Origin of the sequence: Bacillus cereus group sp. MYBKT111-2 (genome assembly GCF_051915205.1) — a bacterium.
Classification (GTDB): domain Bacteria; phylum Bacillota; class Bacilli; order Bacillales; family Bacillaceae_G; genus Bacillus_A; species Bacillus_A paranthracis.
The window spans coordinates 108,426-130,634 of the sequence record NZ_JBQAEG010000010.1 but is presented as its reverse complement, the minus strand read 5'-3'; the positions used below and the strand labels follow the sequence as shown (position 1 = coordinate 130,634).

Here is a 22,209-nt window from a genome sequence, read left to right as displayed (position 1 = left end):
TTTGAAAATAAAAAAAGACACCTTGTGGTGCCTTCCGTCCCATTTATTTCATTAATATTCGTCAGCATAAAACTCTTTTATTAGCTTTATTTCATTTGTATCTGGGTTAAACTTAAATATTTTAATTTGATTAGATTCATCTTTATAGGCAAATGTATGATCGCCAATTTGGGTCATATTACTAGTGTTTAACATAGGATCGCTACTATGGTCAGTGATTTCTACAGGTTTCTCACGGTCCCAAAATGCGATGACGATAATTAAGATGATAAGGCATATACGTATGTTACGTAATTCTCTTGCTAGAGGATGCTCCATATGATAGTCTCCTTTTTCATTTGCTAGATTTTGTGTATAAAAGAGATATTTTCTATGAGAATATAAATAAAAAAGACACTGTAAAAAGTGTCTTTTTTATTTGATTTATGCGCATTGCTTAATAAGACGCTAGTTCCTCAAGTTAAATATGAGTAACTATGTAGGGTGATTTCATTATAACATTTTAACCATTACTGGGTCTATATGGAATTTTATCGATAATTATGTTTGATTATTCAGAATGGTACATGTAGTGAAAGATATTTATTGCCTATAGTAATTGTAAAATATAACGATGTATATAACTAGTCTTGTAATGAATTTTTATTATATTTAAGATTGAAATAGAAATGAAAAAAGCACAAAGAAGGAGCTGTAGCATATGGGCGCTTGGGGAACTGGATTATTTGATGATGACACGACTTGTGATGTGAAAGATCAATTTATTGAGTATATAGAAGAGGGTAATAGTGCGGAAGAAGCAACTAAGTTCATTTTAGAAGAGTATGTAGATGAGTTTGATATAGAGGAAGAGTTAGAAGAAATATCTTTAGTATATATTGGTCTTGCGGCAATACAATTGGAGAAAGGCTGTCTTCAAGAAGAAGTTCGTAACAAGGCAATTGCATTAATTGAACGTGGGGCTGACCTTGAGCTTTGGGAAGAAGCCGATACGGAAGATTATGAAGAGAGAAAGAGAGTTTTAGATGAATTTAAGCAACAGTTAATTAACGGTTAGTAGTTTACAACATAAAACTTATATATTGTCTAATATATAAGTTGAGGTGAGAGAAACACTTTTGCTTGTATAAAGATGTAATTGAGAAGAATAGTGAAAGTTTAGAGCTTTACGTATGAGAAGGAGACATCTTAATGGATGTCTTCTTTTTTAAAGTATGGAAATTGATTTCCCTTTACACAAACATAACGGTATAATATAGTTAAGTTAAGTGAACTTAACTATTAAACGAAATAACAGCATGGAGGAAGAGTGCTATGACTAGAACGTATAAAGAAATAATTAATGAAATGAACCGAGCCTATAATGAATTCTACATTTTACTATTTCAGGAGTTGAAAGATGAGTACGGTCTTACAGGACAGCAAGAGAGTATGTTATTTCATATTCATTTAAATGAAAACACGACAGCGAATCACATTGCGACTACTTTTAATATATCGAAAAGCGCTGTGAGTCAAGTTTTATCGAAATTGGAAAAGCAGAAGATGATTTCAAAACAAGTAAATCCTAATAATAAAAGGGAGTATTTCCTTACACTTGGTCCGAACGGTAGTAAGTATATGGAGCAGTTGTCTAAGTTAGATGATGTATTAATTGAGAAATACTTTTCTAAAATCGATATAAATGCTTTAGAGCAAATGACGGATACGTTAAAGAAAATAAATAAGGTGATATTGGAAGAAAAACAGAAGGATCTTGATTGTAATGAGTAAAAAGGAGGAGAAGCATGTGATGAGTTACATACCAAATATGATGACGATAGCAAACTTTGTATGTGGACTTCTCGCTATTCACGCTGTTTTCGTTCACGATATGTATGGTGCAGTCATGTTCATTATTACAGGTATGGTATTTGATTTGTTTGATGGCATGGTTGCTCGGAAACTTGATTCTGTTTCGGAAATTGGCGGAGAGTTAGACTCATTTGCGGATTTAGTTACCTTTGGTGTGGCGCCGTCTATTCTTGCCTATAGTGTCGCTTTAAAAGATTTGCAGTCTATTGGGATGATATGTGCGCTCGCTTACAGTATTTGTGGAATGCTGCGGCTTGCAAGATTTAACACGCAGCAAAGCAAACTCCCGACATTTATCGGAATGCCAATTCCATTCGCAGCCATGTGTCTCCTCATTTTATGCTTTTTGAATAATCCAGTTTCCGTGGCATTTGGTACATGCGTACTCGCTTATTTAATGGTGAGTAAAATTAAATTCCCTCATTTAAAAAAAGATATATCGGAAAGCTTGAAGTCCGAAAGATGGAATTAAAGAGAAAGGTAAGGAGCAGAACATGATTCGTATGGCATTAAGATCATTCAATATACAAATGTATTGTTTGCTAGGCGTGATGTTATTGGGGTGGCTTGTGACACCTTTTTCAGCACAGTTCGTAGGGATAAGCATTGGCCTTTTAGTAAGTATGTACTGCGCCTGGATTTTAGGAAGACGTATTGAAAAGTTCGGAGACAGCATCGTAAAAAAAGAAAAAGCACCGATGCTCGGAATGATGAACCGGTTCGCAGCCGCAATTCTCGGCGCGATTATTATGTATGAAATTGAACACCGTGAGTACATGTGGACATTTGCTGCTGGAATTATGGGTGGGTATTTCTTGATTATTATTAATTTGGGGTATTACAGTATGAGGGATGCGGAGGAATAAAGTAAAAACTAAGTTTAAGCATACTGTTGCCTAACAACGAATAGCGGATTAGTAATTAGAGTAAAAATAAAACCCAACTGAAAATTTAAGAAAAATTTTATATTTACCCCACTTTTTATTTTAAAAGTTTTTCCTATCCTATAAACAAGTTACATCAAGGAGGAGACTGAAAATGAAGAAGTGGGGATTTTGTATTTTTAATATATTCCCTATATTCGAAGACAAAGTAAAAGATTAAATATATGAACAAAGTACCGATTCTTAAACTATGTTCTAAATAATAGATGAAAATGTAAAGTTAGGGGATTCCACATGCATACAGGAGTTTTAATGAGTTATTTGTATACTTATTTTTTTACAATTATGTTTTGTATTTTATTTCAAATTGGATTTTATTTTAAAGCGAAACACAATATATCTATTCGGCATTTTCTATGGGTGTATGTTTTTCTATTCTACCTTTCGCTAGTGTATAAGGTGACGCAGATTGCGACTGTATGGGACATAAGTAGATATGAAACGTGGATTCGTGTAAATCAAATCAACTTGACTCTATTTGATACGGCAGGTAGTACTACGTATCTTTTGAACATTGTACTGTTTATGCCATTCGGTTTTTTACTACCGACTATTTGGCCTCAGTTTAGAAAAATGAAAAATACCGTATGTGCAGGATTCTTTTTTTCACTGGCAATTGAGTTAAATCAATTACTAAATAATAGAATTACAGATATTGATGATTTATTTACGAACACCCTCGGGGCGGTTATTGGGTATTTATTATATAGCGTTTTGTTTAAACTGATATTTAAAAGAAAGGAAAAAAAGCTGGATACGAACTCTTCTCTAGTTATAAAATACGAGGCTGTTTTTTGTTTAGTGTGTTCATTTGTAGGTGCGATGTTAATTTATTATCCAATTTTATTTGGAAGACCTGTCATCCTTCAGTGAGGTGATTACGAATTTTTTTAACGCTCGTACGATATTTCAATTTGCAAAAAGCCTTTAACTTGTTATAGTTAAAGGCTTTTATCATCATAATTTTTACTTACCAACTACTCACTCGAGCATCCGTCTTCAACCACTTTACCCAATCCAAATCCTCTACCTTAAGTAAACTGAGTGAAACACCTTTCATATCTAAAGAAGTGAGCAGTGTACCGACTTTTACGAACTTCACATGTAATCCTTCCAGCTCACACAAACGGCGAATGTCATTTGCGAAAATGTATTGTTCCATTAATGGATTGGCGCCGAGTCCATTAATGAGGATGGCGAAGTTGTCGCCTTTTCTCCAGCGATAAATACTTTTAAGTTTGTTCATTAGTTCAATCGCTAATATTTCAGAAGAGGATAGTGCTTCTTTACGGTAACCTTTTTCGCCGTGAATACCGACGCCGTAAAAGACTTCATCTTCGTTTAATGTGAATGAAGCTTGTCCTTTCACTGGATCGTTGGCAGGTGAAAGGGCGACTCCTAATGTGTGTAAGTTCTCGGTAGCAGAACGGCCGAGTGTTGTCAGTTCTTCTAAAGAATGACCTTCAAGAGCGGCCGCACCTAATATTTTTTGAACGAAAACAGTACCAGCGACGCCGCGTCTTCTTTTATTAAAAGAAGCATCATCTTCAATTGAAACGTCGTCATTTACGATGATGTGGTCAATTTGTCTTCCTTCTTCTTTTGCGATTTGTTCTGCCGCTAAAAAGTTAGCTACGTCATCTTTAAAGTTTTTTATGATGAATAGTATACTTTTTTCTTTTGGCATGAGGCGAGTTGCCGCCACAATTTGTTCCACTGTAGGCGGAGTGAAGATGCTCCCGTTTACGGCCGCCGTAAGCATTCCTTTTCCTACATAACCAATATCAGCAGGCTCGTGTCCGCTACCACCGCCGCTTATTATGACAACGTTTTGCTTCAGTTTTTCGATATCTTTTACATAAATGATGTTATTTGTTTCGTCATAATTTACTTTGTCGTTATGTTCAAAATAAAAGCCATGCAGCATATCTTGAACGATATTTTGTACATCATTCATAATCTTTTTCATTGCTTTTGCCACCCTTTAATTACTTTGCTGATTGCTCCAGTAATAGTAGTAATTGATTGTTTATCATATTTTTCATGAGAGAAGACATAATGGAAGGATCTACTTCGCACTTACTTTCAATCCAATCTTTTATCGTTCCAACGAAGCCGTGACTATAAAAGGAGGCAATTGTATTTTTTGTCTCATCAGAAAGGCTGAATCCACAGCTTACAGATAGTTCATCAATAATCTTCATATATAAGTTTTTCGTATGCTCAAATAAATAGTGATTAAACGAGTTTTGCTCAATGACTTTAAAAGCGTTTCGGTAAAATTTTTGATTTTCATAAAAGTAATCAAATAATAAATCGAAAATATTTTCCCATGTTTCATAGTCGAGAAAGTCGATAATGTTTTCTTTCGTTTCTTCTCTATAAATCCAGCTTAATAGTTCAAATTTATCTTTAAAATGATAATAAAAAGTTTGCCTACGCATTTGACAGTGTAACATAATATCGCTCACTGATATTTTATGAAATGACTCTGTTTCCATTAAATACTTCAATGAATTCGCGATTATCTTTTTAGAAATTATAGAAGAGGTCATCTCAATCATCCCTAGAATGTTAGTAATATGAAAATCCTACCCATAAATGAGAGCGGTGTCTTTAGACAGATTGTCCATTTTGTCCGTTTACTATAAAACGCTTTCATTTTAACATGGATAGTAAGAAGAAGATTTCAAATATATCACAATATATTAAAGGAATTGAGGGAGAATCACAATGAAAAAGATTATAAACAAACCAGAAACATTAGTAATGGAAATGTGCAACGGAATGGTTATGGCTCATCCAGAGCTTGAGCTTTTGAAAAAATATAAAGTCATTAAGAAGAAAGAAATGAACGAAAACAAAGTAACGTTAATTAGTGGCGGCGGTAGTGGTCATGAGCCGGCACATGCGGGATTAGTCGGAAAAGGAATGTTAGATGCGGCAGTGTGCGGAGATGTGTTTGCGTCACCTTCACAAATTCAGGTATACCAAGCGATTAAAGAGACAGCTAGTAAAAAAGGTACGTTATTAATTATTAAAAATTATAGCGGCGATATTATGAATTTCAAAAACGGAGCGCATTTAGCGACGGAAGATGGAATTGAAGTTGACTACGTAAAAGTGGACGATGATATTGCGGTAGAAGATAGTCTATATACAGTAGGGCGCCGCGGCGTTGCGGGCGTTATTTTAGTTCATAAAATTGCTGGTGCAGCAGCGGAAGCAGGTATGGATTTAGGAGCGGTGAAAGCTGTAGCAGAAAAAGCAGCGGCTAACGTGCGCACAATCGGTTTAGCGTTAACGTCTTGTACAGTTCCAGCGAGCGGATCACCTACTTTCACACTTGCGGAAGATGAAATGGAATACGGCGTAGGTATTCACGGCGAACCAGGAATTAAACGTGAAAAAATGTTGTCAGCAGATGAATTAGCGAACCGTATGACAAATGATTTAATGAAAGATTTAGGAGTAAAAGACGGCGAGGAAATCGCACTGCTAGTTAACGGTTTTGGCGGAACACCACTGCAAGAGCTTTACTTATTTAACAACGCAGTGACGAGAGAACTAGCTGCTAGAAACATTAAAATTAATAGAGTATTCGTCGGTAACTATATGACGAGTATTGATATGGCAGGTATGTCTTTAACAGTGATGAAGCTAGATGACGATCTGAAAACGTTATTATCAAAAGAGTGTAATACACCTGCGTTTAAAGTAGATGGGCCAGTTGAAAGTGTTGAGTATGTAAATGTACTTGAAGAGGCAGAAGAGAAGGAAGTTTCCTTTGAACTAGAAACGGCGGAAGAGCACGCTGTGATTAAAGAGAATGTTATCACATTAAACAACATGATTTATCTCGTTGATAAAATGAGCGATATTATTATTAAAAATGAAGTACCGTTCTGTGAGCTAGACACGCATGCTGGTGATGGAGACTTCGGAATGAGTGTAGCAAAAGGATTTAAGCAATTAAAACGTGAGTGGCATTCGATTGTAGAACAAGAAAACGTAACGATCGGATCATTCCTTGACGGTTGTTCCATGATTATTATGGAACATTGCGGCGGCGCATCTGGTCCAATTTGGGGCGGTGCATTCCGCGCAGCTAGTAAAGCAGCAGGCGAAAAACGTGAGCTAACAGTGAAAGAATTCGCTGAAATGTTGCAAGCAGCACTGCAAGGCATACAATCGATCGGTGAAAGATCATTCGGCAGAGGAGCGGTAGTTGGTGATAAAACGCTTGTTGACGCACTTGCTCCATGTGTAGACTCTTGGTTAGCTAGCGCTTCAAGCGAAGAAGACATGAAAACTGCCTTTGAAAAAGGAGCAGAAGCAGCGCTTAAAGGAGCAGAGTACACAAAAGAAATCGTAGCTCGCATGGGCCGCGCTGGTACAGTTGGCGAAAGAAGTTTAGGATATCCAGATGCAGGTGCACATGCGCTTGGAGTTATCTTTACGGAGATTGCGGGTAGTTTGAAATAGGAATGAGAAAGTCCCTTTGCCTTAAGGTGAAGGGGCTTTTATATAGTTGGTAGAAGACTATTTTCGGGCTCTCTGTAAAATATGAATTTGTTACTATTTTTGATAAAATTTTATTTCAAAAATACAACTAATATTTCTCAACATTAATATATTGAAAATAGTTAGAATATTTAAGATAATCGTTTGTGAAGAAATAAATTATAAAAAAAGGGGGAATTTATTTTGTTACGTCGCTTATCTATTTGTACTTTATTAACAGCTTTTATGTTTACTTTATTTACATTTAACGGCTCTGCTTTCGCGGCTACGAATACTACTGAAAATGAAACAGTAGTAGCAGCTTGTGCAAAGGGAGGTACGGTAGGTACATATGGTGCAAAGATGCGCAGTGGTTACACTGTGGGATCACCTGTCTTACATACATTTACTAGTGGTCAGAAAATTACTGGAACATGGGTAACAGGTGAGTATGTTCAAGGGCATTATAGTAATTCTAAACAGTGGTTAAAAGTTACTTATAAAGGGATGACAGGTTATGTATCCCACACAACATTATATAACGTTTGCTCATAAAACTATGTAATATAATAGCTTTTGAGATATTGAACTAATCCCTTATAGGGATTAGTTTTTTTTATCTCCTTGAAAAATATCCATATTTAACTAAGTTAGTGTATAGATAACCATTTTTTCTAAGGATTTATTGGATTAATAGTTTTAATATTAGTTGTTAATTAGTATGGAGAAATTTATCATGCAAGAAGATTGAGAAATCAAGAATTATAAAAAATTATAGTATCTTCGATTTATATGTTTATTTTTTATATAGAAACGAATAAGGAACAGAAAAAGTTATAAGTCTAAAGAGTTGAAATGGTGAAAATGTATTGAGAAATTTTTTTGAGTAGAAGTATTCTGAAAATTAAATGTTTTCTAGGTTTATTTTTGTTATTATATTAGTAATCTATAGACAAAGGAGAAGGGGCTATATGAGTGTACACGTAATAAAAAAGGAAGAAATCACTTTACTTTTACATGATTGGTATCGAGAAATTCGTTCACAGAATTTCGTTAAGGCAAAGGAATTAAAACAAAGTATTGATACAAAAATTAATAGTATGGAAGAAAATCAAAAGAATACAGAGTTTTATTCACTTTTAGATTTTAGATTTAAAATGTTAAGTGCAGAGTTTTATCCCCATCAATCTGACATATCTAAGAATGATCTAAGAAAAATGAAGTTAGATGAAGCGCCATCAGATGAATCTTTATTATATTATTACCATTTCTTTAAGGCTTCTCATGCTACGGTAAACGGTGATTTTAAAGTGGCTGAAAAGCATTATGGAATAGCAGAATCTTTGTTGGAAAATATTCAGGATCCAATCGAAAAAGCAGAATTTAACTTTAAGCTATCTAGCTACTATTATCATGTTTGCCAGCCTATTTTAGTTATTCAATATGCAACTAGAGCAAGAAATATATTTGAAGGGCTGTACGGGTATAGTAGGAAGGTCGCGGCATGTGACAATGTTCTTGGGTTAGCATGTGTAAAGCTAAATGAATTTGAACAGGCAGAAGTTTATTTTATGTCGTCTCTGGATATTTTGAAAAAGCAGAATGAAGAAGAGCTGATGTTACGAGTTCGACATAGCTTAGGGGTTATGTATGCAGAGCAAAACCTGTCTGATTTAGCGCTTCGTTATTTATCAGAAGTATCACAAAAAATCCCGAATCACTTTAGAGCGATTTTTTTGGAAGCTAGAGAGAATTTAAAGTTAGGAAAAACAAAGCTTGCAGCCTCTTTAATTGAAAAAGGATTAGTAATCTGTAATGAACTAGAACAAAAAGAATATGAACATCATTTTACCATTCTAAAGGGAATGAATGAGAATGTTTCTGCTGAAGAATTAGAGTTAGCTATTTCTAAAGGAATTTCTTTCTTTAATGAAGTAGGTTTATGGCAATATGTCCAGGAATACGCTGAAAAATTAGCGGTTAAATATCATAAAGAAGGAAATTCAATGAAATCTAGTGAATACTTTTATTTAGGCTATAAAGAAAAAGAAAAAGGTTTTCAGAAAGGGGCTTTAAAATGAAAAGAATGATAAGTAGTTCAATTGGATTTGTAATTACGCTCGTACTATTGAATGGAGTAAATGTTTCAACAGACCAAACAAAGGTTAATACAACAAGCGTTATACAATATACACACGGAGAGCCGTGGGGCTGATAAAATATTGAAGTATAAAGAGCTATTAGATCAAGGGCTTATTACTGAAGAAGAGTTTTAAGTGAAAAAAGTAATTATTAGGTATAGAGATGAAACGCTCAAATGAGCGTTTTTTTATTTTTTAATCAGATAATTTATTTTCATATATATCCCGGTAAATGTTATTCCTTGCCCTAAAAGAGAAGACATCCAAAGGTGCCCTTCTCTGACAAGAACCCTCGTAGTTTTAATAATATATATTGGAATCGCATCCAAATGATATTTTACTAAGTTGAGGTTACATCACCATCAAGCTAAGAAAATACAACTCCCCCGTAACGAAAATTTTATGCATCGTTGACTATCGGCAATGAGACGCTATGTCTACTAATTTTGTATAGAGCAAGCATGTAAAAACTAAAAACTATTACTAAATCGAATCCTGTTCTTTATTAATAATTTTTTTGATTTTATTTCCATATAAAAATTTCTTTGGATTTATAACTATAAGTAAAATTGCAACTATTAAATAAAAAATTGCAGTATACATAATTAATTCAATTAATTGTCCATTTATTATGCCAATAAATAAATTAAAGAAAAAGTGGATGATGATTGGAACAATTAAATTTTGATTTAAATTATAAAATGTTGTCATGATAATTGTAGTAGATATAATTGCAATCATAAAAAATAAAATATATTTAATTAAATTACTGCCTGTAAAACCTGTAGTAAACCATATAGGTAGATGCCACATTCCCCACCAAAAACCAATAATGATTGAAGATTTTAATGGCGAGTATTTTTTCTGGAGCTCCATTAATGCAAAACCCCGCCACCCTAATTCTTCTCCTAGTGGTCCAGATACAATAGTTTTAACAACATAATAAAGTAACACGCCCCATGTAGTTCTATTAAAAATAGAGTCTGCTTCACTATTAGTCGAAATGAGAAACAGCATTGTCAAAAATATAATTATTTGAATCATACTGACAGTAAGAACGCTAGAGTAGTTAAGTTTATTTTTAAATCTATCTTTTACGAATTGAATAAAACTTTGTCCAGGATAAATTCTTTTAAATAGAAACATAAAAGCAAAAGTGGAAGACCAAGCTGATATGCAGAGCATTACATCAAAAATCCAAGTTGGAAAATGTAATAACTTTGTAATTCCTACAAGCAGAAAAAGTGGCCAAAAAATAATGTTGGTTAGTAATATAAAACTTACCACCGGCTTTTTCAGTCTTTTATCTTCAGTCATATACAATTCCACCTTAAGTTAAATTTTTAACATGCAATAATGTACCTATTCAGCGCGTTGAGATGATGCACCGAGTATTCTTTCTATGAAATTTTCTTCTGTTACATCTATTAATTTTAGATTCATCTTTTCCCCTCTTTCCACTTTTTACATTATCTATTCTAATTCTTCATCGTATTTCTCATTCCTTTATCTTCTTAATCGATAACTCATTAGTAGTCCACATACTAACTGCATGAATTAAGAGGTTTGGTGTACTACTTCTTGGAAGTTGATCATGTAGCGCTCTATTTCGTAATTTACTATGTTTTCCAAAGAAAATAATGAAAGGAAAGGCGATGAATACATTTGCAAAATGACAAAATTGTAAGAATACAAGAATGTTTGTAAGAAAGTTCGATGTTTTCCTTTTTCTTTTTTTATTATAGTGAAAAAGAAGAAAGAAATATTCTCTTATGTAGGAAAGGAAGATAATAATGATTGATCTATTAAATAAATGGATGTTAGAAAGTACAGGAAATTTCAATATCGTTGTAGGACTTACAGCACTTCTATTTTTAGGTTCAGTAATTGCACTTATTATTATTTACAAAAAAATTGGTAAACCAGATGAAAGAACAAATCCTATTTATTTTAAAATTATTTCTTGTATGTTTACTACTCAAATTCTAATGAATTGCATATTTATTTCTTTAGTTGGTAAAGATATCGAGAATTTCCGTCAAATCTTTATATTATTTGAAGCCTTTGTATTCTTTATTGGAGCTATTTATTCGTTTAAATTATATAGGCAGGAATACAAATAGTTCACTTATAAGAAACAATAAAAAATGTAAAATTTTCCTTTTTAGTTTACTGTATATTCTATACATATGAGGTTAATATAACGTCTCATTATCGGTAGCAAGAAAAAGGCGAATTCCAAATTTCAAAAGGAATTCGCCTTTTTCTTTTTCTATAACCCTATCCATCTCTTTATACATTCCTATCATGGCGGTACCCCATTTATAGGTTATGAGAAAGGGTATTTTTTGCACTATTATCTATTCTTGGATATTATTAATAATATCTATATGAACTTATGTTTTTATTAAAAAAGTTTGGCGGTGTGTAAAATGATGAAAGGGATTAAAAATATTGAAACGAAAGAACCGATAAACATGTTTCTATTTATTCCCTGTAGTACTCTTTTGTTTGATAATATTTATCAACATTTTATTCTTGGAAAGGATTTTACACTAGAGAAGCTTTTATTTGAACTCGTATTTTTATTTATTTTCATTTCATTTTTTTTATGTAATAAGTGTTTACAAAAAATGAATAAACAAATGTTTACAAAATATATTTTTCTTGGTGTTAGTATTATTTATCTTTTGGCATATGATCTTATGTTTATACGTGATCCAGGTTCGTCTTTACATATCCCATATTTAGAGTGCTTCCTAGTAATTTCTGCACCTTTATTTTTAAGTATTCATTATCTTCTAACGGTATCTATTTGTATGGTATGTAGATTTTTAATTGCTATTTATTATTTTGAAATTAATTATCCAATATCATTAATATTATTGTTTCTAATCATTTTTGTTACGTCATTTTTTGTATTTCTTTCATTAAAATTTTTAGTACAAAAAATTAAAGCATCCTATGAAAAACAAATGAAAGAAACAGCTTTATCGATAATGAGGATAATGGAATTAAAGGATCAATATACGAAAGGACATAGTGAACGTGTAGCCAATTATGCTACTCTTCTTGCTAAAGAAACAAATGAATATAATGATGAATCTTTAAAACAATTTCATTTTATTTGTTTATTACATGATATAGGGAAAATAGGTATTCCGGATGAAGTTTTAAAGAAAGCATCTTCTCTTACAGAAGAAGAATATAATCTTATTAAGACACACCCACAATTAGGATTAGAAGTTTTTAAAAATATATCTTTAATAAAAGGTAGCGAAGATATAATTCTTTCTCATCATGAAAGATGGGATGGAAAGGGCTATCCTCAAAAACTAAAAGGAAATCAAATACCATTATGCGCAAGAATTGTTGCAATAGCAGATGCTTTTGATGCGATGACTTCTTCAAGAGCTTATCGTTCGGCTCTATCTCCTGAAGAAGCGTATAGACGTATTATAGAAGGATCTGGTACACAATTTGATCCTTCCATGGTAGAGATTTTCAAAAAGGTATTTCCTTTGTGGGAAAAAATGGTCCCCAATTCTTTTCGTTAAAAACACATGTCTGAAATCGATTCTTATTTCAGGTATGATGAATACGAAAAATGAAAAAACAAATTCAATCGTGATAAAAATTTGGAACGAGATAATGAATAAGGCATATAAAGAAGAGGTACCCATATAGGTACCTTTTCTAATAGTTTTTTAGCAGAAACAACTGCATCCGATAATGATTAATAGAATAAATAATACAACTAATAAAGCAAATCCTCCAGCGAAAGCAAAGAAGTTAGGTGGGGGATCAACTGTCCATAAAAGTCCGATTGGTTCAACTAATAATCAGTGGAGGATAAAGAACCCCCCGCTGATTAAAGTTTCACTTTATTATGCACTGTTACATACTTCTCTAAATTCCTCTATTTTTCATTTGATAAAATAAAATCCTAATATTACCAAAAATTAAATAAATATTTCTACATATTCAAGATATTTACATAAATTACAAAAGTGATACATTTAAGTTGTTAGCTATAAAAACTATTAAAGGGGGATTTATTATGTTTAAGAAATTAGTAGTAGGGCTATTGGCAACTGGTATTGCATTAACAGGAGGAATTGGAGCGGCTTCAGCTGATACGCAAAAAGCTGTGAGTTCTCCAAAGCAAGCAGCATGCTCAATTCCTTATGAGTATTCTAATGGTAAATTTAAAAGAACTCTTTATTACTCAAATGGAGTATATGCTAATAGTTTTAATGAAAATGTTTGTGGCGGGACGATTACATGGTATTTAAAGCATGTTCAAAATGGAGTTGCTTTTTACGAAGGTAATTTAAAATAGTAGATTTTTTGAACCTCATGTATTGAGGTTCTTTTATTTTTGATTTTTAAACTGATTCTCTATAAAAAAGCTAGGATTTCTCTTAGCAAAAGAGTTATATGTCATACAGAAAGACAATTGTATGCAAACTGGATATTTTCAATTTTATTATATAACGTTTATTGAGGGAATAATTGAATTATAGCAATCTTTACGTAAGCTTTATGTGATATTAAAGTTTTTGGGAGAGGTTGAAGTAGAATTTTGTACAAATAAGTAGGAAGTATGGAGATAATATTATAAATAAAGGGCTCAATTCTCAAAAGGGAGAGAGTTGAGCCTGAAGAGGTAATTACTAAGCTCTCGGGTTGATGAAAACTAGTAATTAAATAAAATCGCCCTAGGTTTAAGGGGTCTAGGGTTTCACGTTTTGGTATATCTCACACGACATTATAAAAAGAATAGAACGTACTGAAGATAACACATGAATGTTTCATAAATGTATCAAAAAAATGAACAAATTGTGTTTGAAATAAAAAAGGTCCTTACTATTATGTAAGAACTTCATAAACAAAGAAAAAAGTCGTATGTGCCTCTATATTAGAATCGAAATAACATTTTTAATATTCAATTATATATAGTTTTCTATATAACTTAACGTGATGAAGTTAAATAAAAATGTTATTTTAATATAAAACGAAATTGAAAGTTAGCAAGCAATACTTAAATAAGTAAAAGCGGCAAATCCATAAACTAATAAGCTACTAGTAGCAAGGAATTTTATAATTTCATTTGTAGAAATAATAGTTAAACATATTGCTATAGATGCACCTATAAAGAATTGGTACTTCGTATGTATATTTGTAAGATTAATTATTACAAGTACAGTTAAGAAAAGTGAAATGAAGTTAAAATATCTTTTCATTGTCATATTTCCTTTCAGTGTTTGATCTGTATCTATTATACCGGATTGTACCAGTAATAACATACTTTGTAATGAAGCTTAATAAAAATCTCATTTTTCATAAATAAAAAGGCGGTTGTTTCCGCAACCACCTTTCAGCAAAATAAAGCACTTTTTCAGAAATAAAATATGGATAATTCCTGAAAATGTTATAGGATATAATCCCATTTTTATAATTCAAGTGACGAGCTTAATTTATAAGAAAGGAATGAATACATTATATGAAAGCTTGTCTAACAAGGTGACAAATAAAAGAGCAGCTAGCAAGTGCTAACTGCTCAATACAAGGAGATACAGAGAAAACTAAATGAGTTTTGGCATACAGCCTATCAACATTATGGACATAATATTGAGTTTTATTCGAAGGAATTCATATTTTATAAATTAGATTACGATAGTCGATATTCTCCATATTGACCAGAAAAGAACCAAGAATTCTAGTGAAATTCCAAGTGTTCTTTTCCTAGTTTTTTGAAATTCTTTTATTAAATAGCCAATAGCACTAATTGCTATAAGAATGAAAAGAATAAGTTCTAGTGTAACTGGCATTTGATCCGCTCCTAATATGTTTATTTGTTATATAAAGATTATAGGATATTTTTGTGGTTAGTAGTGAAAAATTTAGTAAAACTATCTCTATATGAAAAAAGATTCTGCTGTCTCCAACAGAACCTTTTCTAAAATGGCAAAGAGTAACTCTTACCTTACTCTTTGTTTATATACTACAGGAGTGTTAATGAAAATCCAAGGTTTCTTATATTGAGAAATAAAGAAGAGTTATTTTAAAGAATTTGATCATTGTTATAAATAAAGGAGCAGTTAGCAAAAACTAACTGCTCATCTCCAAGGGGAAACCAAGAACAAACAGCTATTATAGACGATTTAAAAAATCATACTATTGGTTTAGGATTAGTAAGGAAATACATTGCTCTCCAGAAATTAGAAAAGGCTGTAGCTTGTATAATGAAATAAGTGGTGATATGGCACGAAAGCAAACGCGAGAGTCTCTTAGTATTGTACTAGATAAAACGATAAATACGTTTATAAAAATGAGGAATAAAAGAAAGGACCCCCTGGAGTTCGGGTCCTTTTAGAAGTGATGATGTTTTCTCGGCTTGGGAAACTGAGAAAATACAAAAATATAATACATTGAGATTTAGAGAATTTCAATACTAAATTAGAGATTATCATGAGGGAGTTATAACGAGTTACTATTTATATATCCACAAATAAAACAACATAATATCACCATGAATCCCTATAACAATATGAATTTTTGTATATTTCAAAACCTAATATATCCTTCAAAAAATTTTAATAGTATAATATGTTTTGTCATATTCTTTTAGATTTTTCGACAAAAAATAACATAAATAGAAAAGATATTGGGAGAAGGAATTATGTACACAAAACTACTAAAATCAATTACATCATTATCACTTATTGGTGGTGCTTTACTATATACAAATGGTAGTGATGTAAGAGCAGCTGAGGCAAGTATTTTTTCTGATGTGCCTACGTCGCATTGGTCGTATCCGGCGATTAAAGATTTATCGAGTAAAAATATTATTTCTGGTTATGGAAATGGGAAGTTTGGTTTCGGTGATGTTGCGACGAGAGAGCAAGTTGCAGCTTTAATTTATCGTGCGTTGTTACCGAATAAGCAAGGTGGTACGTTTAGTAATGATGGTGCTCGTTACGTATTACAAGATGGATCTACTTTAAACAATCCGTATCGAGATATTCGCTCAGGATCCACATTGTTTCCAGAAGAGGTTTTAACGTTAACGAAATTAGGGATTTTTAACGGGGATGGAAACGGAGGTTTTAGACCGAAAGATTCTGTTAGCCGTGCAGAAATGGCGCAAATTATTAAAAATGCTTTTCAAGTTTCGGCTAAGCAAAAGCATACATTTAATGATGTTCCGAATGGTTTTTGGGCAGAAGGGGCGATTAGTGCGGTGCAGTCAAACGGGATTGCATCTGGTACAGGCGAAGGGAAATTTGAACCTGCTAAAACGGTAACGCGTGAACAATATGCACAGTTTTTATATAATGCTTTGCAGTATAAAAAGCCTGCGGTTGCGGTGCAAAATACAGGAGATGCAGCACTATTAGCAGCATTTAAAGATGAAGTGCAAAAGCGTATTAATGCGTACGAAACGAATATTACACTTCCATATAAAACGACAAATAGTAATACAAAAGAAGTGATGAATACACTTTTTAACGCTTATAAAGAAGTGGCAAGTAAAAATGAGTATACAAATAATAATAGATCGAATGTTTCATATGGACTTTCTGGATCACCTGGAAATTATACGTTTACACTAAAAATTACATATCGTGAAACGAAAGAACAAACAGAATATGTAATGAAGCAAGCGAAGGCAATTGTTTCTTCTATTACACAAGTTGGGATGGATGATCACGAAAAAGTGAAAGCGATTCATGATTATGTCGTAAAACATGTTTCTTATGATACGTCTTATAAAGCTTACACAGCATATGAAGCACTCGTAAATCGTTCTGCGGTTTGCCAAGGTTACGCACTATTAACTTATCAATTATTAAAAGAAGCAGGAATTGAGAATCATTTTGTAGTAGGAACTGGAGACGGTCAGCCTCATGCTTGGAACTTAGTGAAAATCGAAAACAAATGGTATCACCTTGATACAACATTCGATGATCCTCTGCCAGATGAACAAGGCCGCGTAACATATTCTTATTTCAACTTATCAGATGAGCAAATCGCAAGAAATCATGAGTGGAACCGCGGGGACTATCCGCAAGCTACAACAAATTATTATAGTACATTAACAAATAAAATTGCTGCAGGTGGTACGAAAATCCCTGCCTATCAGCAAATATTAAAAGATACAAAGTTAAACTATTTAGGAAATGAATACATCGCAAATAACTATAACGAATTAAAAAATAAAATGCAGCAACGTTATAACGAAAAGTCACCAAAGATCGAAATCCTTTATAAACAATCAATGGATGGCGCATTGCAAGATGTGAAAAAAGCAATTGGGGAAATCGGTTATCCGCAAGGGGCGAACCGTGTTTCTTATAAAGCGGAGCCGTATAATGCGAAAGAAGGATATTCTTTAGTGACGATTACGTTTATGTATTGAAATTAACCTAGATCCATAAAAGGGATCTAGGTTGTTTTTTTATTCCTGTATTTAATATATACAGTATAAATTGTATTGATATGTTACACCGTTCAAGAAAATCTGCTGTATAGAGCATGTCCCATGCTCATCAACTTAAAATTTAGAATTACCTCAAAACGAAAAAATGAACTTGTTTATTACAAGTTTAGATAAGAGAGCAGTTCGCTCTCTTTTTTATTTATCTTCGACACGATATGACAATATCTGGATGACTTGTTTGCTACCATGAAGTGAGAAATCTTACATTTTAAAAAGGGATACATTATGGCTACTCAAAAACACACTAAAATTGATGAACGCTTTGGCGTTATTAAATATCCGATCACAATCAATGAAATGGTTGAAATATCTAAAGAAATACCAAAAACTGATCGCAAATATTATCAATATGCTTTCGATGCTTTAAGGAAGGTTATGAGAGCTAAAGAAAATATCCATTACTTTGAAGTTGCGGATCCGAAGCTAACAAAAACTGGTTTCATTGTTGTCGGGGAATATAATTTATACCTAGTAATGATGAAAGGTGGCTTATTTGGTGGCGCTGAAGCTGAAGTTGTGAAATATAAAGATATCAAAATGGTTGATTTTGATATTATACAAGGGCCATTTGGGATTTCTCTTATGAATACAGGAATTATATATCTTGAAATGAAGAAAATGTTTGGAACAAAGAAGCGTACAATCCGTAATATTCCTGATTACAATGTTGATGGGGTATTAAAAGCGGTTCGTAACAAATTGAAGTAACTAATACATAATGGAGGAATCATACATGAAACGAAAATTACTTACCGCATTAACTTGTAGTGCCTTACTTATGGGAATGGCTGCTTGTAGTTCAAATGAAAAAAACACAACGGAATCAAAACCCTCTGAACCAAAGTACAAAAAAGAAGAGATGAAACCTAAAGAGAAAATAGCATTTAAAGATATGACTACAGATCAATATCTACAAAACTACAATAAAATTAAAGACGAGTTAGCTGGTCAAGGTATTCAAATACTACCTTTCAGTCTTGAGGTTGAAGAAAGCACTAAAACTTATCGTTTTTATTACACAAAAGCCGAAGATACTACATCAGAAGCAAAATGGGTTAGTGTGAACCTGAGAAGAGATGGTAAGACAATTGACAGCATGTTATATAATGGTGCGCCTGACATTAATACTGTTAAAGCCATGATAAAAGCTACTGGATTAACATGGTCAGATAAACTAGATAAAATGGTTGAAGGAAAAGAATCAAATAAAGATAGCGAAAATATGGTAGTTGATGGTGTAAGGATATCTATTTTCGGAAGTCCTACAGATATCAATGTTTCAATTGATGCACCACCAAGTATTTAAAATCATGAAAGTTGGTGAAAGATTTGTCTCTTTTTTGTTATGAATGTGGAGAAATAATCGGGGATATCAATCTCGAACAAATGTTGAATATTTCAAATTATGAAATTGAATGTAATTTTTGTGAATCCAGAAAAAGATTCAAGGATTGCTATTATCCTCATTTTTCAGTAAAGGATTTTATAAAGACCATAGACAAAATGTATGAACAAAACAAAAAAAATTTAACTGGAGAAATAAAATCAGCTTATAAAATATTTGATGAAATTAAAGATACTAATGACAACTTTACTTTAGAGGAATATACAAAAATTTATCATGCACTAGACAGTCTACTTGAAGATGAAGTGAAATATAGTATTGATATTAAATCTAATGTTTATGACAATTTAGAAGATGTATTAGTTCAAATGTATCCAACCGATTTAGCGATAAGTATCGTGGCTTCACTCCATGTTATAAATGCACCCCTTAGGAAACCAATTGTAATTTTGATAGCTTCTACAATGGAACTAATGTTTAATATTTACTATAAAGATGCACTTAGAATTGGAAAAATAAAAGAACATAGCAATCCATTTGTATCGCTCCATAAAAAAATTCAATATTTAAATGAAAATAGAACCAAAAGTCTAAAACAACATATAGAGCAGTATGACAAAGATTTTTACGATTTATGGGACGACTTACGAAAAATTAGGAATAAAGTTATTCATAGTAATTCATTATATATTTCGAACAAAATGATAGAAGATTATATGACCTTATTAAAAATATCTGTTACCGTATTTTTAAATATAACATCCGAACTTTATAGAGAATACTACAAAAGTAATAACCCAAACATAGTAAAAAAATAAATTCTTAACTATGAGGATTTAGAAAGAAAATGAAATGTAGGTTTGAACCATATTTCTCAATAAACAAAAACAACTTAACATGGTAAAATAATAGTTGGATGGGAGTCCAATACATATTATTAAAATTAAGATGGTTCAAGTCGGAGGAAGGCACCTTAGGGTGTCTTTTCTTTATTTTGCTAATGAATAGATTGTCCTCTTCTATATAACTCTTTAAAATATAAAATGTGCCATCTTTGCCCTTCCCTTATGAAGGGAGGGACAGGCATGAAAAAACGTAAAAAAAAGGCGACCAAAAAGACACAATCCCAGTCTTTCGTAAGTAATCTAGCATCGTGGACGACAGTAATGAGAAATATTCATTACTTTTTCACGCAAAGCCAGTTTGTAAAACATATAATTCAATTCATCAAAGAACAAATTGGAATGTAAAAAAGTGCTGCTATGATTAGCAACACTCAACTCAAAACTAAAGTAGATGGAACACTGAGCTGAAAGTACTGACCATACTTTCTTCGCACAAGACCAAAGTGATTTAGAAGCGGCAAAGGTGTCAGTGTTCTATCTTCTACTAAGATTATATTTTATTTTGTCCATAATAGACCTATATATACGTTAATAAAAAAGAAATACCCCAGCGACCAACCGGGGTATTTCATGACCGATAGGAATGAAAAAACTTGGCGACCAAACCTAGCTTTTGTGTTATTCCCATAAAATTTAAAAACTAAGCAACATCTTGTTGCACTTTTATTTTATCATTATCTTTCTCTTATTGTAATACATTAGATTATTTTTTAGATAAGAGTCCAATACATATTATTAAAATTAAGATGGTTCAAGTCGGAGGAAGGCACTTTAGGGTGTCTTTTCTTTTTTCTAAAAGAGAGTTTTGCTTTCAAGAAGATACATTTTTAATGGATTACTGCCATGCGTATATAGATAAAGTCCATCAAAACATATATGTTCATGAATATGTAAAATTACATAAAATTTCCGAGAAAAAGAGAGTATACTTTCTTATTGTGTAATAAAGATAAAGCCCGCCTACGGAAATAGGCGAGCTTTTTTAACATATAAAGAAAAGCAACTTTTAAGGTGCCTTCCTTCGAGTTGAAACATTTTACTAGGTTAAGTTTTGTGATGATTATTTCTTTTCATTTAAATGAACTAGAGTAGTACATCACTTTATTTTTAAGCATCCTTCTCAACAAATATGAATATTTTCATTATCCTTTTCACTACAAAGGGTAGTAATTTAGAAGCTAAAAATGCAAGTACGAAAGCAATTGCCCATGTTTTTATCCATGATTTGAGAAATAAAGCTGTATACCCAACATTCATTGAAACCATGACGAAAGAGATAATACTAGATATACCTAAAATCATAAAGAGATTAAAAATTATCGGTTCAAATTTTTTATTGATTTTCAAAATTAACACCTATTTTCTATATATACTTTGCTGTCCGATTTCACCAACATCTAATCTTACAGTTTGAAATCTATGTTGTCCAGCTTGTTGTACTTTTCTGCAATAGCAATTATTGAGATGTTAACTAGTTTGTCTGGGATGGGAACTCATGATATTGCTATCAAGCTAAGGTTGTATAAATGAACACTTTATCTTTTTTATAGCATCGAAGTTCATTTTGGGGGCGAATGTAATATTACATCATTAAAGTAATAGTTGCACTTGAATCTCTGCATATCGCATGTCTTTTCCAATAGTTTTTTAGCAGAAGCAAGCAGCTCCAACGATGATTAATAAAATAAACAATACAACTAATAAAGCAAATCCTCCCGCGAAGCCATAACTATCACCAAAGCCGAGAACAGTTCCTCCTTTAAATAGGAGGGGGAAAATAAAGGATCAATTATGTGTGTTAACGGATTCCATTTACTTTATGTATTTATGAATGGAGCAGGTTCTTTTCAAAATAGATTTATTCTTTGAAGGAGTGCAAGGACAAAATAGGAGAATCTATATTATTTATTAATAGGGAATAAGTGGGAAATAAAATTTCCAAAAACACAGATAGAAATCCGCTTTTATACCTTTCATTAAAATAATACTAGCATTATATATTGTAAGGAAT

General features: G+C 32.3%; 23 protein-coding genes and 2 pseudogenes. 17 read left to right on the top strand and 8 right to left on the bottom strand.

Annotated features, from left to right (window positions below; all coding sequences use genetic code 11):
* Nucleotides 1-51: 51 nt before the first annotated feature.
* Nucleotides 52-318, bottom strand: a complete 267-nt coding sequence (locus ACTFNE_RS23255) for a YmzC family protein (protein WP_000400946.1) — start codon at nucleotides 316-318, stop codon at nucleotides 52-54.
* Nucleotides 319-700: 382 nt separating this feature from the next.
* Between ACTFNE_RS23255 and ACTFNE_RS23250 the strand changes: the two genes are divergently transcribed.
* The 5 genes from ACTFNE_RS23250 to ACTFNE_RS23230 all read left to right on the top strand — a co-directional run bounded on the left by ACTFNE_RS23250 (nucleotide 701) and on the right by ACTFNE_RS23230 (nucleotide 3,671).
* Nucleotides 701-1,057 carry a hypothetical protein gene (locus ACTFNE_RS23250; protein WP_000501489.1) on the top strand — a complete coding sequence of 119 codons (357 nt, stop codon included), beginning with the start codon at nucleotides 701-703 and terminating at the stop codon, nucleotides 1,055-1,057.
* A gap of 257 nt (nucleotides 1,058-1,314) precedes the next feature.
* The gene (locus ACTFNE_RS23245; RefSeq protein ID WP_000198934.1) at nucleotides 1,315-1,773 is read left to right on the top strand and encodes a MarR family winged helix-turn-helix transcriptional regulator; all 459 of its coding nucleotides are present in this window, start codon (nucleotides 1,315-1,317) and stop codon (nucleotides 1,771-1,773) included.
* A 19-nt stretch (nucleotides 1,774-1,792) separates the two neighbouring features.
* A complete protein-coding gene (gene pssA, locus ACTFNE_RS23240) occupies nucleotides 1,793-2,326 on the top strand; it encodes a CDP-diacylglycerol--serine O-phosphatidyltransferase (protein ID WP_270705541.1) in 534 nt (177 codons plus the stop codon).
* Between the two features lie 22 nt (nucleotides 2,327-2,348).
* The gene (locus ACTFNE_RS23235; RefSeq protein ID WP_270705483.1) at nucleotides 2,349-2,720 is read left to right on the top strand and encodes an ATP synthase subunit I; all 372 of its coding nucleotides are present in this window, start codon (nucleotides 2,349-2,351) and stop codon (nucleotides 2,718-2,720) included.
* Nucleotides 2,721-3,032: 312 nt separating this feature from the next.
* Entirely contained in the window at nucleotides 3,033-3,671 is a 639-nt protein-coding gene (locus ACTFNE_RS23230; protein ID WP_270705484.1) for a VanZ family protein, read from the top strand.
* Between the two features lie 97 nt (nucleotides 3,672-3,768).
* Here ACTFNE_RS23230 and dhaQ read toward each other — a convergent pair whose 3' ends face one another.
* Entirely contained in the window at nucleotides 3,769-4,767 is a 999-nt protein-coding gene (dhaQ, locus tag ACTFNE_RS23225) for a DhaKLM operon coactivator DhaQ (protein ID WP_270705485.1), read from the bottom strand.
* A 19-nt stretch (nucleotides 4,768-4,786) separates the two neighbouring features.
* Entirely contained in the window at nucleotides 4,787-5,353 is a 567-nt protein-coding gene (gene dhaS, locus ACTFNE_RS23220) for a dihydroxyacetone kinase transcriptional activator DhaS (RefSeq protein ID WP_000204220.1), read from the bottom strand.
* Nucleotides 5,354-5,531: 178 nt separating this feature from the next.
* Here dhaS and dhaK point away from each other — a divergent pair, with 178 nt between their 5' ends.
* From dhaK to ACTFNE_RS23200, 4 genes are all read left to right on the top strand, one after another.
* Nucleotides 5,532-7,283 (top strand): dihydroxyacetone kinase subunit DhaK, encoded by a 1,752-nt coding sequence (gene dhaK / locus ACTFNE_RS23215; RefSeq protein WP_270705486.1) that lies wholly within the window; start codon nucleotides 5,532-5,534, stop codon nucleotides 7,281-7,283.
* Nucleotides 7,284-7,505: 222 nt separating this feature from the next.
* Nucleotides 7,506-7,856: an SH3 domain-containing protein gene (locus ACTFNE_RS23210; protein WP_000946187.1), complete on the top strand. Its 351-nt coding sequence runs from the start codon at nucleotides 7,506-7,508 to the stop codon at nucleotides 7,854-7,856.
* Between the two features lie 416 nt (nucleotides 7,857-8,272).
* Nucleotides 8,273-9,382, top strand: a complete 1,110-nt coding sequence (locus tag ACTFNE_RS23205; protein ID WP_046199495.1) for a RapH N-terminal domain-containing protein — start codon at nucleotides 8,273-8,275, stop codon at nucleotides 9,380-9,382.
* Nucleotides 9,379-9,516: a Phr family secreted Rap phosphatase inhibitor gene (locus ACTFNE_RS23200; RefSeq protein ID WP_071727048.1), complete on the top strand. Its 138-nt coding sequence runs from the start codon at nucleotides 9,379-9,381 to the stop codon at nucleotides 9,514-9,516. The genes ACTFNE_RS23205 and ACTFNE_RS23200 overlap by 4 nt, the downstream gene beginning before the upstream one ends.
* Before the next feature lie 409 nt (nucleotides 9,517-9,925).
* Here the strand turns inward: ACTFNE_RS23200 and ACTFNE_RS23195 are convergent, their stop codons facing one another.
* Nucleotides 9,926-10,759, bottom strand: coding sequence for a CPBP family intramembrane glutamic endopeptidase (locus ACTFNE_RS23195; protein WP_270705489.1), 834 nt, complete (start codon nucleotides 10,757-10,759; stop codon nucleotides 9,926-9,928).
* A gap of 476 nt (nucleotides 10,760-11,235) precedes the next feature.
* Between ACTFNE_RS23195 and ACTFNE_RS23190 the strand changes: the two genes are divergently transcribed.
* The gene (locus ACTFNE_RS23190; RefSeq protein WP_042515627.1) at nucleotides 11,236-11,565 is read left to right on the top strand and encodes a hypothetical protein; all 330 of its coding nucleotides are present in this window, start codon (nucleotides 11,236-11,238) and stop codon (nucleotides 11,563-11,565) included.
* 309 nt (nucleotides 11,566-11,874) lie between these two features.
* Entirely contained in the window at nucleotides 11,875-12,999 is a 1,125-nt protein-coding gene (locus tag ACTFNE_RS23185; protein WP_046199498.1) for an HD-GYP domain-containing protein, read from the top strand.
* Nucleotides 13,000-13,149: 150 nt separating this feature from the next.
* Here ACTFNE_RS23185 and ACTFNE_RS23180 read toward each other — a convergent pair.
* Nucleotides 13,150-13,224, bottom strand: a pseudogene (locus ACTFNE_RS23180) (YjcZ family sporulation protein); the annotation flags it as partial.
* 278 nt (nucleotides 13,225-13,502) lie between these two features.
* Here ACTFNE_RS23180 and ACTFNE_RS23175 point away from each other — a divergent pair.
* Nucleotides 13,503-13,784: an LCI fold-containing protein gene (locus tag ACTFNE_RS23175; RefSeq protein ID WP_000473834.1), complete on the top strand. Its 282-nt coding sequence runs from the start codon at nucleotides 13,503-13,505 to the stop codon at nucleotides 13,782-13,784.
* Between the two features lie 688 nt (nucleotides 13,785-14,472).
* Here the strand turns inward: ACTFNE_RS23175 and ACTFNE_RS23170 are convergent.
* A complete protein-coding gene (locus ACTFNE_RS23170) occupies nucleotides 14,473-14,688 on the bottom strand; it encodes a hypothetical protein (RefSeq protein WP_331386727.1) in 216 nt (71 codons plus the stop codon).
* Nucleotides 14,689-16,127: 1,439 nt separating this feature from the next.
* Here ACTFNE_RS23170 and ACTFNE_RS23165 point away from each other — a divergent pair.
* The 5 genes from ACTFNE_RS23165 (at nucleotide 16,128) to ACTFNE_RS23145 (ending at nucleotide 20,543) form a co-directional block, all read left to right on the top strand.
* A complete protein-coding gene (locus tag ACTFNE_RS23165; RefSeq protein WP_270705493.1) occupies nucleotides 16,128-17,867 on the top strand; it encodes an S-layer homology domain-containing protein in 1,740 nt (579 codons plus the stop codon).
* Nucleotides 17,868-18,173: 306 nt separating this feature from the next.
* Nucleotides 18,174-18,656, top strand: coding sequence for a PH domain-containing protein (locus tag ACTFNE_RS23160; RefSeq protein WP_270705494.1), 483 nt, complete (start codon nucleotides 18,174-18,176; stop codon nucleotides 18,654-18,656).
* A 25-nt stretch (nucleotides 18,657-18,681) separates the two neighbouring features.
* Nucleotides 18,682-19,254: a hypothetical protein gene (locus ACTFNE_RS23155; RefSeq protein ID WP_270705495.1), complete on the top strand. Its 573-nt coding sequence runs from the start codon at nucleotides 18,682-18,684 to the stop codon at nucleotides 19,252-19,254.
* Nucleotides 19,255-19,334: 80 nt separating this feature from the next.
* Nucleotides 19,335-20,111 carry a hypothetical protein gene (locus ACTFNE_RS23150; protein WP_270705496.1) on the top strand — a complete coding sequence of 259 codons (777 nt, stop codon included), beginning with the start codon at nucleotides 19,335-19,337 and terminating at the stop codon, nucleotides 20,109-20,111.
* Nucleotides 20,112-20,378: 267 nt separating this feature from the next.
* Nucleotides 20,379-20,543 (top strand): hypothetical protein, encoded by a 165-nt coding sequence (locus ACTFNE_RS23145; protein WP_169823856.1) that lies wholly within the window; start codon nucleotides 20,379-20,381, stop codon nucleotides 20,541-20,543.
* Nucleotides 20,544-21,305: 762 nt separating this feature from the next.
* On the opposite strand, the gene ACTFNE_RS23140 is transcribed toward ACTFNE_RS23145, so the two are convergent.
* Nucleotides 21,306-21,545: a DUF2798 domain-containing protein gene (locus ACTFNE_RS23140; protein WP_000700215.1), complete on the bottom strand. Its 240-nt coding sequence runs from the start codon at nucleotides 21,543-21,545 to the stop codon at nucleotides 21,306-21,308.
* A 300-nt stretch (nucleotides 21,546-21,845) separates the two neighbouring features.
* Nucleotides 21,846-21,929: pseudogene (locus ACTFNE_RS23135) on the bottom strand (YjcZ family sporulation protein); the annotation flags it as partial.
* Nucleotides 21,930-22,209 lie beyond the last annotated feature (280 nt).

Bases quoted from the DNA above. Each gene is read 5' to 3' on its own strand.
- ACTFNE_RS23255 (WP_000400946.1), bottom strand. From the start codon at position 318: ATGGAGCATCCTCTAGCAAGAGAATTACGTAACATACGTATATGCCTT.
- ACTFNE_RS23250 (WP_000501489.1), top strand. From the start codon at position 701: ATGGGCGCTTGGGGAACTGGATTATTTGATGATGACACGACTTGTGAT.
- ACTFNE_RS23245 (WP_000198934.1), top strand. From the start codon at position 1,315: ATGACTAGAACGTATAAAGAAATAATTAATGAAATGAACCGAGCCTAT.
- pssA (WP_270705541.1), top strand. From the start codon at position 1,793: ATGAGTTACATACCAAATATGATGACGATAGCAAACTTTGTATGTGGA.
- ACTFNE_RS23235 (WP_270705483.1), top strand. From the start codon at position 2,349: ATGATTCGTATGGCATTAAGATCATTCAATATACAAATGTATTGTTTG.
- ACTFNE_RS23230 (WP_270705484.1), top strand. From the start codon at position 3,033: ATGCATACAGGAGTTTTAATGAGTTATTTGTATACTTATTTTTTTACA.
- dhaQ (WP_270705485.1), bottom strand. From the start codon at position 4,767: ATGAAAAAGATTATGAATGATGTACAAAATATCGTTCAAGATATGCTG.
- dhaS (WP_000204220.1), bottom strand. From the start codon at position 5,353: ATGACCTCTTCTATAATTTCTAAAAAGATAATCGCGAATTCATTGAAG.
- dhaK (WP_270705486.1), top strand. From the start codon at position 5,532: ATGAAAAAGATTATAAACAAACCAGAAACATTAGTAATGGAAATGTGC.
- ACTFNE_RS23205 (WP_046199495.1), top strand. From the start codon at position 8,273: ATGAGTGTACACGTAATAAAAAAGGAAGAAATCACTTTACTTTTACAT.
- ACTFNE_RS23200 (WP_071727048.1), top strand. From the start codon at position 9,379: ATGAAAAGAATGATAAGTAGTTCAATTGGATTTGTAATTACGCTCGTA.
- ACTFNE_RS23195 (WP_270705489.1), bottom strand. From the start codon at position 10,759: ATGACTGAAGATAAAAGACTGAAAAAGCCGGTGGTAAGTTTTATATTA.
- ACTFNE_RS23190 (WP_042515627.1), top strand. From the start codon at position 11,236: ATGATTGATCTATTAAATAAATGGATGTTAGAAAGTACAGGAAATTTC.
- ACTFNE_RS23185 (WP_046199498.1), top strand. From the start codon at position 11,875: ATGATGAAAGGGATTAAAAATATTGAAACGAAAGAACCGATAAACATG.
- ACTFNE_RS23175 (WP_000473834.1), top strand. From the start codon at position 13,503: ATGTTTAAGAAATTAGTAGTAGGGCTATTGGCAACTGGTATTGCATTA.
- ACTFNE_RS23170 (WP_331386727.1), bottom strand. From the start codon at position 14,688: ATGAAAAGATATTTTAACTTCATTTCACTTTTCTTAACTGTACTTGTA.
- ACTFNE_RS23165 (WP_270705493.1), top strand. From the start codon at position 16,128: ATGTACACAAAACTACTAAAATCAATTACATCATTATCACTTATTGGT.
- ACTFNE_RS23160 (WP_270705494.1), top strand. From the start codon at position 18,174: ATGGCTACTCAAAAACACACTAAAATTGATGAACGCTTTGGCGTTATT.
- ACTFNE_RS23155 (WP_270705495.1), top strand. From the start codon at position 18,682: ATGAAACGAAAATTACTTACCGCATTAACTTGTAGTGCCTTACTTATG.
- ACTFNE_RS23150 (WP_270705496.1), top strand. From the start codon at position 19,335: ATGTTGAATATTTCAAATTATGAAATTGAATGTAATTTTTGTGAATCC.
- ACTFNE_RS23145 (WP_169823856.1), top strand. From the start codon at position 20,379: ATGAAAAAACGTAAAAAAAAGGCGACCAAAAAGACACAATCCCAGTCT.